Source organism: Pseudomonas sp. fls2-241-TYG-175 (genome assembly GCF_030209155.1).
GTDB lineage: Bacteria > Pseudomonadota > Gammaproteobacteria > Pseudomonadales > Pseudomonadaceae > Aquipseudomonas > Aquipseudomonas viridiflava.
The window spans coordinates 108,548-122,109 of the sequence record NZ_JARVSO010000013.1; the positions used below are offsets into that span (position 1 = coordinate 108,548).

The window sequence follows — 13,562 nt, forward strand, 5'->3', positions numbered from 1 at the left end:
AAGGTCAGTTGAACAAGCCGTAGAAGAACAGGCGGATGCTATCCCACACGCGGCGGAAAATGCCACCTTCCTCGACAGGTTCCAGCGCAATCAGATTAGCGGTGTGAACCACCTTGTCTTCCATCTTCACTTCAACCTTGCCGATCACGTCGCCCTTGGCGATTGGCGCAACCAGTTGCGGGTTCATGGTCATGCTGGCAGACAGTTTTTTCATGTCGCCTTTTGGCATGGTCATGCTCAGATCTTCAGCCAGACCGGCCTTGACCTGACGAGCCGTACCTTTCCAGACCGGAGCCTGGGCCAGTTCGGTGCCCTTCTGGTAGAAGTTCTGGGTTTCGAAGAAGCGGAAACCGTAGGTCAGCAGCTTCTGGGTCTCGGCTGCACGGGCCTGCTCGCTGTTGGTACCGAATACCACGGCAATCAGACGCATGCCGTCACGCACAGCGGAGGACACCATGCAGTAGCCGGCCTCTTCGGTGTGGCCGGTTTTCAGACCGTCAACGGTCTTGTCGCGCCACAGCAGCAGATTGCGGTTAGGCTGCTTGATGCCGTTCCAGAAGAACTCTTTCTGCGAGTAGATCGCGTAGTGAGCCGGATCTTCGTGAATGATCGCGCGGGCCAGCTTGGCCATGTCGTGAGCCGACGAGTAGTGGTCCGGGTTCGGCAGACCGGTCGGGTTCATGAAGTGGCTGTTGGTCATACCCAGATCGCCAGCCGTCTTGTTCATCATGTCGGCGAACGCGTCTTCGCTACCGGCGATGTGCTCGGAGATCGCGACGCTGGCGTCGTTACCCGACTGGATGATGATGCCGTGCAGCAGATCGCTGACGGTTACCTGGCTGCCCACCTTGATGAACATCCGCGAACCGCCTGTGCGCCAGGCGTTTTCACTGATGGTCACCGGATCGTTCTCGCCGATCTGGCCACGACGGATTTCCAGGGTCGCGATGTACGCGGTCATCAGCTTGGTCAGGCTCGCAGGCGCCAGACGCTGATCACCGTTGTTCTCGACCAGGACGTTGCCACTGGTAGCATCCATCAGCACATAGGCCTTGGCGGCCAGCTGCGGCGCGGCCGGTGTCATCTGTTCTGCGGCCCAGGCAGCCGGAGTGATTATCAGGGGTACAAGCAGGCACAAACGTTTTGCAAAGGTGGTGATGTTCATCCGTCTCTCGAAAATGCTAATGGGCAAACATGCCCTTGCGGGCAAAGCTGAACAGACCGGCGAAGCGAAAACACTTCGGTACGGCTCGTGGCGCCAGGCTGTAACCCTGGCTGACAAAGTCGTCTGTTCGACACACGACCTCGTGGGCAGTTGCCTGCATCGCCTGCCAAGAGGCAAAGGCGAGAAGCCTGCAACTGCAACTCGCCCTCCACTACTGCTGGAGGGCGACTGTCATAAAATCCGTTACTGGTCCGATGTCACAACGCTCGGCTGACCGAGGTTGGCCGACCGAACGCTGTCCTGCAACTGCTGGGCTTCACCCGGCGTGCCGACGGGTCCCATCCTGACGCGATAAAGCGTCTGCTGATTGCGTGCTATCGAACTCACGAAAACCGGCGCTCGAACCATCCCGCTCAGCTTCGACCTCAGGAGCTCCGCAGCGTCCGGATTCGCGAAGGCTCCGACCTGGAGAAATAGCCCAGCGGCTTGTCCTGAATCGTTTTTTTTTGCGTCAACCTGTACAGGCACGACGGGAGCAGCGTGTTGCTGAGGTGGCGGGGTGTACTGTTCGACCGTTCCGGTGGAGGTACTCAACGCAGGCGGTGTCGCCTGTGCCACCACTTGCGGCTGATTGAGCATCAGCGGCGCAGGGCGCCCGCGCTGCGCCCACCACTCCTGCGGATCGATGCCTTCGACCTTGACCCGCGCGGTACCGCTTTCGGCGTAACCCAGCTTCTTCGCAGCAGCGTAGGACAGGTCGATGATGCGATCCGAATAGAACGGACCACGGTCGTTGACCCGCAGAATCACCGTGCGGTTGTTGTCCAGGTTGGTCACTTTGACGTAACTAGGCAGTGGCAGCGTCTTGTGCGCCGCGCTCATGCCGTAAAGGTCGTAAACCTCGCCGTTGGCGGTGTTCTGGCCATGAAACTTGGTGCCGTACCAGGACGCGGTGCCCGAAGCGACGTAGCGCTTGGACTCGCTCATCGGGAAGTAGGTCTTGCCCAGCACGGTATAAGGGTTGGCCTTGTAGGGACCGGTGTGCAGGGTCGGCGTCGCGTCCGGGATGCGTGAAACATCCACATCCCACCACGGCGCGCCGTCCTTGTGGGCACGGTTGATGTCCAGGCCCGGCATCGAGCGCACCACCGCGCCGCCCTTGGGCGACTGCTGCGTGGTACGCGATGGAGACGAGCAACTGGCGACCAGCAGGGCCAGCCCTGAGAACGCCAGTAATTTCAATGATGTACGAATCGGCAATGCCCGCATTACTTGACGCCTCGAGCTTGAACCAACGATTCAGACAGCTGATACACGGCCATGGCGTACATCACACTGCGGTTATAACGGGTGATTGCATAAAAATTGTTCAAACCCATCCAGTATTCGGGACCCTTGTCGCCGTCGAGGCGAAACGCTGTCACCGGCATGTCGTCGCGCAGCGCATCATGACTCGCCCAGCCCAGCCCTCGCAACTCCCCGACCGACATCACCGGATCAAGGCCCGGACTCAATCCCTCGTCAACGCGGTCGCCACGAGCATCTGCACGGCTGACGACCTGCTGTCCGCCCTCCCAGCCGTGGCGCTTGAAGTAGCTGGCCACACTGCCGATGGCATCATCAGGATCGGTCCAGATATTGATGTGGCCGTCGCCGTCGAAGTCCACGGCGTAGGCGCGGAAGCTGCTCGGCATGAATTGCGGCAGGCCCATGGCACCGGCGTATGAACCCTTCAGCGTCAACGGATCGACCTGCTGTTCACGCGCCAGCAACAAAAACTCTCTCAGTTCCTTGCGAAAGAACGGCGCGCGGGGCGGATAGTCGAAACCCAGCGTCGACAGTGCATCGATCACGCGGTAATTGCCGGTGTTGCGACCGAAGAAGGTTTCAACGCCAATGATCGACACGATGATCTGCGCCGGAACGCCGTATTCCTGCTCGGCACGCGCCAGGGCGGCCTCATGCTGACGCCAGAAATCGACGCCGCGGGCAATGCGCGTGTCGGTGATGAACATCGGGCGGTAGTCTTTCCACTGTTTCACGCGCTCGGCAGGACGGGAAATGGCATCGAGGATGGCCTGCTTGCGCTCGACCTCCCGGAACAACCCCATCAACTGCTCGCCGGCAAAACCGTGGTCACGGGTCATCTCGCCGACGAATTCGGCCACTTGAGGCGAGCCATCGTAATCCCCGGCAATGCTCTCCTGCACCGATCCAAGGATGCCCACCAGGCCGACCACCGGAGCATATCGAGCCCAGTTACGCATTGCTTGCATTGAGTTGTTCACCTTAATCAAACCTGAGCGATCCATTTACGATGCGTATGGATCGACATCAAAACCCCAAACGCTGACAGTAGGGTCACGAGCGAAGTTCCGCCGTAACTAATGAAGGGCAGCGGGACACCTACAACCGGCAGCAGGCCACTGACCATACCGATGTTGACGAAAACGTAAACAAAAAACGTCATGGTCAGCGCCCCTGCGAGCAACTTTCCGAATAATGTCTGCGCCTGGGCGGTAATCACCAGCCCGCGACCGATCAGCAGCATATAGATGATCAGCAGCGCACAGATGCCCACCAGACCGAACTCCTCGCCCAGTACCGCGATGATGAAGTCAGTGTGGCTTTCCGGCAGGAAGTCCAGGTGCGACTGGGTGCCCAGCAGCCAGCCCTTGCCGAAGACGCCACCCGAACCGATGGCCGCCTTGGACTGGATGATGTTCCAGCCGGTGCCCAGCGGATCGCTTTCCGGGTCGAGGAAGGTCAGGACGCGCTGCTTCTGATAGTCGTGCATGAAGAAAAACCACATCGCCACGGCCGCCGGCACAGCTGCGGCCAGTACGCTGATGATCCAGCGCCAGCGCAAACCGGCCATGAACAGCACGAAGGCACCCGATGCCAGAATAAGCAACGAAGTCCCGAGGTCCGGCTGGCGCACAATCAGAATAAACGGCACTCCGACCAGCGCCAGGCTCACCACCACATGCTTGAGGTGCGGCGGCAATGTCCGCTTGGACAAGTACCAGGCAATGGTCGCCGGCATGATGATTTTGAGGAATTCGGAAGGCTGAAAGCGGATGACGCCCGGAATATTGATCCAGCGCGTCGCGCCCATGGCGTTGTGCCCCATGACATCCACGACCACCAGCAACAGCACGCCAATCACGTACAGGACCGGCACCCAGCGGGCCATGAACCTGGGTTCCAGTTGGGCGATGACCACCATGGCAACAAGACCGATGCCGAACGAGCTGGCCTGCTTGATCAGCAGGTCCCAGTTCTTGCCGCTCGCCGAATACAGAACGAACAGGCTGCCCGCCGCCAGCGTCAGCAGTAGAATCAGCAACGGACCGTCGATGTGAATACGCTGCAAAAAAGTGGCGCGGCGGCGCATCACGTCTTCGCTGGACAGGATGCGGTCGAAATTACTCTTCACGGGCCGCAGCCTCCAGATTCATGGAATCGGCGTACTCAGGCTTGAGCTGGCCGTTCTCGTCGAGCAGCCAGGCATCCATCACCTGACGAACAACAGGTGCCGCCACGCCGGAGCCGGACTCGCCGTTCTCCACCATCACTGCGACGACGATTTTCGGATTGTCGGCAGGCGCAAAGCCGACGAACAGGGCGTGGTCACGATGCCGTTCCTGAACCTTGGTGCGGTCGTACTTCTCGCCCTGCTTGATCGCCACGACCTGTGCCGTACCGCTTTTGCCGGCGATGCGGTATTGCGCACCGATGGCCGCCTTGCGTGCGGTACCGCGCGCACCGTGCATCACTTCCTGCATGCCGTGGTTGACCCTGGCCCAGTTGGCCGGGTCGCGCAGGATGATGTCAGGCATCGGGTTCTCATCCACCGGCGGCTTGCCTTCGATGGTTCTGGCCAGATGCGGCCGGTTCCACACGCCCTTGTTGGCCACCAGCGCAGTGGCCTGAGCCAGTTGCAGCGGCGTGGCCTGCATGTAGCCCTGACCGATACCGAGAATCAGGGTTTCGCCGGGGAACCAGGCTTGACGGCGAGTGGCCCGTTTCCAGTCACGGGACGGCATCAGGCCTGGGGATTCTTCGAACATGTCCAGGGAGACTTTCTGGCCGATGCCGAACTTGTTCATGTACGTGGAAAGCCGATCAATGCCCAGCTTGTGGGCCAGGTCGTAAAAATAGGTGTCGTTGGAGCGCATGATGGCGGTGTCCAGATCGACCCAGCCGTCACCGGTACGGTTCCAGTTACGGTATTTGTGGTCGTAATTGGGCAGTTGATAGAACCCCGGATCGAACACACGCGATCCCGGTGTCACGACACCTGCATCAAGACCGGCAATGGCGACCGCAGGCTTGATGGTCGAACCCGGTGGATAGAGCCCGCGCAGAATCCGGTTGAACAGCGGCCGGTCGATGGAATCACGCAGCTCGGCGTACGCCTTGAAGCTGATACCAGTCACGAACAGGTTCGGGTCGAAGCTGGGTGCGCTGACCATCGCCAGCACTTCACCGGTTTTCGGGTCCAGCGCCACGACGGCGCCGCGACGCCCGCCCAGCGCAGCCTCGGCCGCTTCCTGCAGATTGATGTCCAGGCTCAGGACAATGTCCTTGCCGGGGATCGGATCGGTACGCTTGAGCACCCGCAATACGCGGCCGCGAGCGTTGGTTTCGACTTCCTCGTAACCGACCTGACCGTGAAGTTCGGGCTCGTAGAAACGCTCGATGCCGGTCTTGCCGATATGGTGGGTGCCGCTGTAATTGACCGGGTCGAGGCTTTTAAGCTCTTTCTCGTTGATGCGGCCCATGTAGCCGACCGAATGCGCGAAATGCGGCCCCTGCGGATAATGCCGGACCAGTTGCGCCACGACCTCGACGCCCGGCAGGCGGAACTGATTGACCGCAATCAGGGCAATCTGCTCTTCCGTCAGCTCGAACAGAATGGGAACGGGCTCAAATGGACGCCGCCCCTGCTTCATGCGTTTTTCGAAAATGATCCGGTCGTCAGGCGTGAGCTGCAGTATCTCGACGATGGTGTCCAGCACTGCGGACCAGTCGCCGGAACGCTCACGCGTAACCGAAAGACTGAAACTGGGCCGGTTGTCCGCCACCACAACGCCGTTGCGGTCATAGATCAGGCCCCGGCTGGGCGGGATCGGCTGAACGTGAACACGGTTGTTTTCCGAGAGCGTCGAGTGGTAGTCGTACTGAATGACCTGCAGAAAATACAGGCGAGCGATCAGCACGCACACCAGCAACACGACCGCCACAGCACCGAACACGACCCTGCCGCGCACCAGGCGTGCGTCTTTCTCATGGTCTTTGAGGCGGATCGGTTGAGACATTTAGGCCGTATTCACAGTAAAAACGATGCTACTTGTGATAAGGGTGCCCGGACAGAACTGTCCAGGCGCGATACATCTGCTCACCGATCAGGATACGCACCAGCGGATGCGGCAAGGTCAGCGGCGACAGCGACCAGCGTTGCTCGCTGCGGGCACAGACTTCCGGCGCAAGCCCCTCGGGACCGCCCACCATCAGATTGACCGTGCGTGCATCCAGGCGCCAGCGATCGAGTTCGACCGCCAGCTGTTCGGTGCTCCACGGTTTGCCCTGCACTTCCAGCGTGACAATGCGCTCGCCCGGCTGCACCTTCGCCAGCATCGCTTCGCCTTCCTGACGGATAAAGCGCGCGACGTCGGCGTTCTTGCCACGGGTATTGAGCGGAATTTCCACCAGTTCAAGCGCAAGCTCGGACGGCATCCGCTTGGCATACTCATGCCAACCTTCTTCCACCCACTTGGGCATGCGCGAACCAACGGCGATCAGACGCAAACGCACGATAATGCCTTATTCGTTACCCGGAGTATGGTGCGCAGCGCTGGCAGCGCGGCTTTGCTCGGCACCCTGCCACAGACGTTCCAGGTCATAGAACTGGCGTGCAGCGGCAGTCATCACGTGAACGATAACGTCGCCCAGATCCAGCAGGACCCAGTCGCTGTCGCCCTTGCCTTCTTCGCTCAGCGGCATGAGGCCGGCAGCCTTGACCTTCTCGCGAACGCTGTCGACCAGTGCATTGAGCTGGCGGTTGGACGTACCGGTGCAGATCAGCATGTAGTCGGCGATGCTGGTCTTGTCACGGACATCGATGGACAGAATGTCTGCGCCCTTGACGTCTTCCAGTGCGGCGGTTGCCACGGCGACGACTTCTTCACTGCTCATTTTTTGCTTTGTCATATAAAACTCATTCAGCTCGTATGTGTGGGAGCGCCCAAACGCTTATCTGTAAAAAAAGCAGTTTCAGGGCGACCCATCAGTGTTCGGCGCACGGTAAAGCCCGTGCGCATCGATATAGGCCAGTACCGCGTCTGGCACCAGAAAACGTACCGACTTACCGCTGGCCAGCAGTTGACGGATCTGGGTGGCAGACACCGATAAAGGCGTCTGCCAGACGAATGTAATGTTGCCGCCCGGCCCTTTCAGGGCTTTGGGATCGCTGACTGCGCGTGCCGCCAGCAGGTTGCGCATGGCATCCGGCGACTCGCTGTCCGCGTCCGGGCGTTGCAGCACCACGATATGGCAGTGCTCCAGCAATTCTTCCCACCGATGCCAGGAGGGCAGCCCGCAAAAGGCATCCCAACCCAGCAACAGAAACAACTGGTCCTGAGGCGCGAGTTCGGCGCGCATCGATTCCAGGGTGTCGAGGGTATACGACGGTTTGTCCCGTTTCAGTTCACGGTCATCCACCGTCAGGGGTGACACGCCTTGTACTGCACTGCGGACCATCGCCAGACGATCCTCGGCCGTGACACTCGGCATGTCGCGATGCGGAGGCCTGGCGCTGGGCGTCAGGCGCAACTCATCGAGTTCCAGCAGTTCGGCCACTTCCAGCGCACCGCGCAAATGGCCGATATGAACCGGATCGAACGTCCCCCCAAGCATGCCGATACGTCTGGGCAGCGTTGTCATGGGCTCGCTCAAGTCAGGCTTGTCCGCGCAGCTGACCGTCACCGATCACGATGTACTTCTCGCAGGTCAGCCCTTCCAGGCCGACCGGTCCGCGGGCGTGCAGCTTATCAGTAGAAATGCCGATCTCGGCACCCAACCCGTATTCGAAGCCGTCGGCAAAGCAGGTCGGCGCGTTGACCATCACCGAACTCGAGTCGACTTCCGCCATGAACCGGCGCGTCTGACCCTGATGATCGGACACGATGGCATCGCTGTGATGCGAACCATAATGGTTGATGTGCTCGATGGCTTCATCCAGACCGGTGACGACACGAATCGACAGAATCGCCGCCAGGTACTCGGTGTGCCAGTCCTCTTCGGTTGCCGCATTGACATCAATCAGCTCGCGGGTGCGCTCGCAACCACGCAGCTCGACGCCCTTCTCACGGAACTGCGCAGCCATGGGCGGCAGAAACTCGGCGGCAACGGTCTGATCGACCAGCAGGGTCTCCATCGCGCCGCAGATACCGTAGCGATACGTCTTGGCGTTGAACGCGATCTTCTGCGCCTTCGCCAGATCGGCATGGGCACTCACGTAGACATGACAGATGCCGTCCAGATGCTTGATGACGGGAACACGGGCGTCACGGCTGACGCGTTCGATCAGGCCCTTGCCGCCACGCGGAACAATGACGTCCACGTACTCGGGCATGGTGATCAGCGCACCGACGGCAGCACGGTCGGTGGTTTCGACCACTTGCACGACGGCAGCAGGCAGCCCGGCATCGGCAAGACCACGCTCGATGCAGGCGGCAATCGCGCGATTGGAATGAATGGCTTCTGATCCGCCACGCAGGATGGTCGCGTTACCCGACTTCAGGCACAGACTGGCGGCATCAATGGTCACGTTCGGACGCGACTCATAGATGATGCCTACAACACCCAGCGGCACGCGCATCTTGCCAACCTGAATACCCGACGGCCGATAACTCATGTCGCGAATCGCGCCGACCGGGTCCGGCAGACTGGCGACCTGACGCAACCCGACGATCATGCCGTCGATGCGTGCGGGGGTCAGGGCCAGACGTTCCAGCATGGCCGGCTCGAGACCGTTGGCCTGACCGTTGGCCAGGTCCAGCGCATTGGCGGCGGACAGCTCGGCACGGGCTTCGTCCAGAGCGGCAGCAGTGGCCAGCAGCGCGCGGTTTTTCTGCGCGGTGCTGGCACGGCCGATCACTCGCGAAGCTTCGCGGGCGGCGCGACCCAAGCGGGTCATGTAGTCAAGAACGGACTCAGTCATGGTCTCAGTGGTCTTGGCAAAGAGGAAAGCGGCCGATTATAGCTGTCGAGCCGCTCGAACGACAGCGCAGACAGGCGGATGGTCGATAACAGTGCGCACTTTTCTGCAACTGTCGCCATTCGCAACGGTCGAGATACCGCCATGACGCGCATCAGGCGTGCCTGAGCCCAGTCACTTTCAGAAACAACAAAGTTTGCCGACACGACACATTCAGCTGCAATTCAAGCAGCGCTTGTTATTATCGGCAGCCTCCTATTTCAGTTGCCAGCCTATGCCGACAGCACTTCCCGACAGCTTCTTTCATCGCGACGCCCAGACCCTGGCGCGCGAGCTGCTGGGCAAGGTCATCCGGCACAAGGTCGGCGAGCTGTGGCTGGCGGCGCGCATCATCGAGACCGAAGCCTACTACTGCGCCGAGAAAGGCAGCCATGCCTCGCTGGGCTATACCGAGAAGCGCAAGGCACTGTTTCTCGAGGGCGGTCACATTTATATGTATTACGCCCGGGGCGGCGACTCACTGAACTTCAGCGCCGAAGGGCCGGGCAATGCGGTGCTGATCAAGTCGGCGTACCCATGGACCGACTCGGTCAGCGATGAAAACGCGCTGGCGCAGATGCAGTTGAACAACCCTGACGCCAGCGGTGCCATCCGCCCTCCACAGCGGCTGTGTGCGGGTCAGACGCTGCTGTGCAAGGCGCTGGGCCTTAAAGTGCCGATGTGGGACGCAAAGCGTTTCGATCCACAGAAGCTTCTGGTCGAGGATGTCGGCCAGCACCCGACTCGTATCATCCAGACCACACGACTGGGCATCCCAACCGGGCGCGATGAGCACCTGATGTATCGCTTCGTCGATGCCGATTACGCCCGCTTCTGCACCCGAAATCCTCTCAGACGCGGCCAGGTCGAAGGCCGCGACTACTTACTTCTCGATCAAGGAAACTGACCCATGGGCGAACTGCTCAATGGCATGACCGGCTGGCTGACGGCAAACCCTTCGTGGGTCGCCGTCGCGATCTTTGTAGTGGCGTTCATAGAATGCGTCGCGATTGTCGGGATCGTCGTGCCGGGCACGGTCATCATGTTTGCCATTGCCGCACTGGCCGGCAGCGGCATCCTGCCGTTGAGCGAGGTGTTGCTGCTGGGTTTCCTTGGCGGATTGCTGGGCGACGCAGTGTCGTACTTCATCGGCCGTCGCTTCCATCAGCGAATCCGCCAGTTACCGGGGCTGCGCACCCATCCGGAATGGATGACGGGCGCGGAATCCTATTTCCACAAATACGGCATCGCCAGCCTGCTGGTGGGACGTTTCATCGGCCCCCTGCGGCCAATGCTGCCCATGATCGCAGGCATGTGCGACATGCCGTTCCCGCGCTTTGCGGCGGTGAGCGTAGTGGCCGCCGCCGGCTGGTCGATTGCCTACCTGATGCCGGGCTGGGCCGCCGGGGCGGCCATCCGGTTGCCGCTGCCGGATGGCTTCTGGCCAGAGGCCGCTGTAGTCGGTGCAGGTCTGGCACTGCTGATCGGGCTCAGCATTCAAAGCAGCATTCGCCAGAAGCGTTATGCAACCAAAGTGATCTCGCTGACCAGCCTGCTGCTGGTCGCCTCGCTGTTCGTGGGCTGGCCGTACCTGAAGGATTTCGATAACGGACTCATGACGCTGGTGCAGGAGCACCGCAGCGAAACGGCTCAACACATTGTGGTGCTGGTCACTGGACTGGGCGACTTCAGGACTCAGCTGTTTGCTGCCGCGTTGCTGATCATTGTGCTGCTGATCGCCAGACAATGGCGTCATGCAGCGTTCGCGCTGGCGACCACACTGGGCACCGCTATTGCCAATGGCACGTTGAAAGCATTCTTTGCGCGGGCTCGCCCGGAAGTGCTGCTCGATCCGCTCACCACTTACAGCATGCCGAGCGGGCACAGCTCGGCGGCATTCGCGCTGTTCATGACCGTCGCCGTGCTGGCCGGACGTGGCCAGCCGGTGCGGCTGCGCCTGACGTGGTTGCTGGTCTTCGGGATTCCGGCACTGGCGATTGCCCTGTCGCGGGTGTACCTGGGCGTGCATTGGCCGACGGATATTCTGGCAGGCATGCTGTTGGCGTTTTGCATCTGCGCCGCGAGTCTTGCGATCATCCAGCGCAACGAGTCGCTGCCAGCCATGTCACCCAAAGTCTGGTGGCTGATTATCCCGGCCCTGACCGCCCTGCTCGGCTCGTTTGCCGTGCACGCCCTGTCGCACGGGGTGCTGCGCTATCAGTATTGAGGACTGACGCTGATCGTTCCGACGCAGAGCGTGGGCACGATCATTCATACGACTCCAGGCCCTAACGCTGATCGTTCCTACGCTCCAGCGTGGGAATGCATCTCGGGACGCTCCGCGTCCAAGGGGTCACGCCGAAACATCTGCGTGACCGGACGTAATGGAGTGCGGAGCGTCCCGGGCGGAATGCCAACGCAGGCTCAGGCCTGCAGATCGCCCTGCATCTCATCCAGCAATTCCTGAATGGCATCCAGGCGCTCTTCGGGATCGTCGATTTCCAGCAGTTCGATCTTGTCTTCTTCGGTAAACGGCAGCAGATACGCCAGCTGATTGGACAGCGACTGCTGACCCGTGGCGCTGACGCCCATGTTCAGCGACGCAACCATCGGGTGTTCGGCCAGCGCTTCGAGCAGCGCAACCAGATCGGCATCCTCTTCCTGCAACGGGCGCTCTTCGGGCTCGTCCAGCCACTCCACGTCTGCCACCAGCAACTGATCGCGCTGCACCTCTGCGGCCACCACGCGGAAGCGTCGTCCGCCGACCACGCGAATACCCAGCAGGCCATTGTCCTGCTGCTGAAAATCCTGAACCAGCGCTTCGCAGCCGATCAGCGAGTAGCCGCCGGGCGCAGAGCCCGTTTCACTCCCCTGAGTGATGCACACCACACCGAACCCTGCGCCCTGCTTCATGCAGCGGCCGATCATGTCCAGATAGCGTGCCTCGAACAGTTGCAGGTCAAGCACGCAACCCGGAAACAGCACAGCGTTCAATGGAAACAAAGGCAACGTCATAAAAAGCCCCTTTAAACGACCAACGACATCGCCAACGGCAGAAACACTGCCGTCGCAACCCCCATCAGGCTCATCGCCAGTGCAGCGAAAGCCCCTGATTCTTCTCCTTCCTGCAGCGCGACGGAAGTCCCGACCGCATGCGCTGTCAGACCCAGGGCCATGCCCCGTGCAGCCTGATTCTCGACACCCGCCAGCGACAGCAGACCGGGGCCGAAAATGGCACCGAACACGCCGGTAATCAATACGAATACCGCCGCCAGCGCTGCGACGCCACCCATCTGCTCCGCCACCAGCATGGCGATGGGCGACGTCACCGATTTGGGCGCCATGGTCATCAGAATCATATGATCAGCGCCGAACAACAGGCCCAGTCCCACGCAAAGCCCCGTGGCAAAAACGCCGCCAATCACCAGCGTAGTCAAGGTCGGCCACAACAACTGCCGAATGCGGCGCAGATTCAGATAAAGCGGCACGGCCAGCGCGACGGTGGCCGGCCCGAGCAGAACCCCGAGTATTTCAGTGCTTTTACGGTATTCGGCGTAGTCCAGACCACACGTCAGCAGAATACCGATCACCACCAGCATCGAGACCAACACCGGCTGCAGAAACAGCCAGCGGGTTTTCTCGTAGGCGGCCATGGCCAGTTGATAGGCGCCCAGCGTGATGGCAATGCCGAATAGCGGATGATGGATCACCGAGACCCACGCGCCGTGCCAGTCCAGACTCATGACGGCTCCCGACGGCGGGCCTGACGCTCGATAAGCTTCTGCATCAGCCAGCCGGCGAACGTCAGGGAAATCATCAGCGACAACGACAAGGTGCCGAAAATGGCCCAGAAATCCTGAGCAATGGCGCCCGCGTAGACCATCACGCCCACTGCGGGCGGCACCAGCAGCAACGGCAGGTAACGCAACAGACTGCTGGCGGCCACGCTGACTTGCTCACTGACCTCACCGCGCATCATCAGAAACGCCATGAGCAGCACCAGACCGATGATCGGCCCTGGCAGTATTGATAGAAACAAATGGTTGAGCGCTGTCCCCAGTAATTGGAACAGCACCAGCCAGGTCAAACCCCTTAGCAACATGAGCACTCCAGCACACTAGACAGATCCGGCGA

At 60.7% G+C, this 13,562-nt stretch carries 14 protein-coding genes; 2 read left to right on the forward strand and 12 right to left on the reverse strand.

Annotation, left to right across the window (positions count from 1 at the left end; translation table 11 throughout):
- Positions 1–4 precede the first annotated feature (4 nt).
- The 9 genes from QRN20_RS10920 to QRN20_RS10960 all read right to left on the reverse strand — a co-directional run bounded on the left by QRN20_RS10920 (position 5) and on the right by QRN20_RS10960 (position 9,392).
- Entirely contained in the window at positions 5–1,165 is a 1,161-nt protein-coding gene (locus QRN20_RS10920; RefSeq protein ID WP_004885841.1) for a D-alanyl-D-alanine carboxypeptidase family protein, read from the reverse strand.
- A gap of 243 nt (positions 1,166–1,408) precedes the next feature.
- A complete protein-coding gene (locus tag QRN20_RS10925) occupies positions 1,409–2,434 on the reverse strand; it encodes a septal ring lytic transglycosylase RlpA family protein (RefSeq protein WP_004885844.1) in 1,026 nt (341 codons plus the stop codon).
- Positions 2,434–3,441 (reverse strand): lytic murein transglycosylase B, encoded by a 1,008-nt coding sequence (gene mltB, locus QRN20_RS10930; RefSeq protein ID WP_285360362.1) that lies wholly within the window; start codon positions 3,439–3,441, stop codon positions 2,434–2,436. The genes QRN20_RS10925 and mltB overlap by 1 nt, the downstream gene beginning before the upstream one ends.
- A gap of 17 nt (positions 3,442–3,458) precedes the next feature.
- Positions 3,459–4,562, reverse strand: a complete 1,104-nt coding sequence (rodA, locus tag QRN20_RS10935; RefSeq protein WP_043305283.1) for a rod shape-determining protein RodA — start codon at positions 4,560–4,562, stop codon at positions 3,459–3,461.
- Between the two features lie 31 nt (positions 4,563–4,593).
- Entirely contained in the window at positions 4,594–6,489 is a 1,896-nt protein-coding gene (mrdA, locus tag QRN20_RS10940) for a penicillin-binding protein 2 (protein ID WP_029241195.1), read from the reverse strand.
- 28 nt (positions 6,490–6,517) lie between these two features.
- Complete coding sequence (gene rlmH / locus QRN20_RS10945; protein ID WP_003313894.1) at positions 6,518–6,985, reverse strand: 23S rRNA (pseudouridine(1915)-N(3))-methyltransferase RlmH; 468 nt, start codon at positions 6,983–6,985, stop codon at positions 6,518–6,520.
- A gap of 9 nt (positions 6,986–6,994) precedes the next feature.
- Positions 6,995–7,381: a ribosome silencing factor gene (gene rsfS, locus QRN20_RS10950; protein WP_004885856.1), complete on the reverse strand. Its 387-nt coding sequence runs from the start codon at positions 7,379–7,381 to the stop codon at positions 6,995–6,997.
- A gap of 63 nt (positions 7,382–7,444) precedes the next feature.
- The gene (gene nadD / locus QRN20_RS10955; protein WP_161627631.1) at positions 7,445–8,104 is read right to left on the reverse strand and encodes a nicotinate-nucleotide adenylyltransferase; all 660 of its coding nucleotides are present in this window, start codon (positions 8,102–8,104) and stop codon (positions 7,445–7,447) included.
- Between the two features lie 22 nt (positions 8,105–8,126).
- Positions 8,127–9,392, reverse strand: coding sequence for a glutamate-5-semialdehyde dehydrogenase (locus tag QRN20_RS10960; protein WP_088234499.1), 1,266 nt, complete (start codon positions 9,390–9,392; stop codon positions 8,127–8,129).
- Positions 9,393–9,663: 271 nt separating this feature from the next.
- On the opposite strand from QRN20_RS10960, the gene QRN20_RS10965 reads away from it, so the two are divergent.
- The gene (locus QRN20_RS10965) at positions 9,664–10,335 is read left to right on the forward strand and encodes a DNA-3-methyladenine glycosylase (RefSeq protein WP_025995543.1); all 672 of its coding nucleotides are present in this window, start codon (positions 9,664–9,666) and stop codon (positions 10,333–10,335) included.
- 3 nt (positions 10,336–10,338) lie between these two features.
- Positions 10,339–11,655, forward strand: coding sequence for a bifunctional DedA family/phosphatase PAP2 family protein (locus tag QRN20_RS10970; RefSeq protein ID WP_004885867.1), 1,317 nt, complete (start codon positions 10,339–10,341; stop codon positions 11,653–11,655).
- A gap of 197 nt (positions 11,656–11,852) precedes the next feature.
- Here the strand turns inward: QRN20_RS10970 and QRN20_RS10975 are convergent, their stop codons facing one another.
- From QRN20_RS10975 to QRN20_RS10985, 3 genes are read right to left on the reverse strand one after another with little or no spacing between them, the layout of a single operon-like run.
- Positions 11,853–12,443: an LON peptidase substrate-binding domain-containing protein gene (locus QRN20_RS10975; RefSeq protein WP_004885870.1), complete on the reverse strand. Its 591-nt coding sequence runs from the start codon at positions 12,441–12,443 to the stop codon at positions 11,853–11,855.
- Between the two features lie 11 nt (positions 12,444–12,454).
- Positions 12,455–13,165: an LrgB family protein gene (locus QRN20_RS10980; protein WP_170968973.1), complete on the reverse strand. Its 711-nt coding sequence runs from the start codon at positions 13,163–13,165 to the stop codon at positions 12,455–12,457.
- A 2-nt stretch (positions 13,166–13,167) separates the two neighbouring features.
- Entirely contained in the window at positions 13,168–13,530 is a 363-nt protein-coding gene (locus QRN20_RS10985) for a CidA/LrgA family protein (RefSeq protein ID WP_096767155.1), read from the reverse strand.
- Positions 13,531–13,562: the final 32 nt, after the last annotated feature.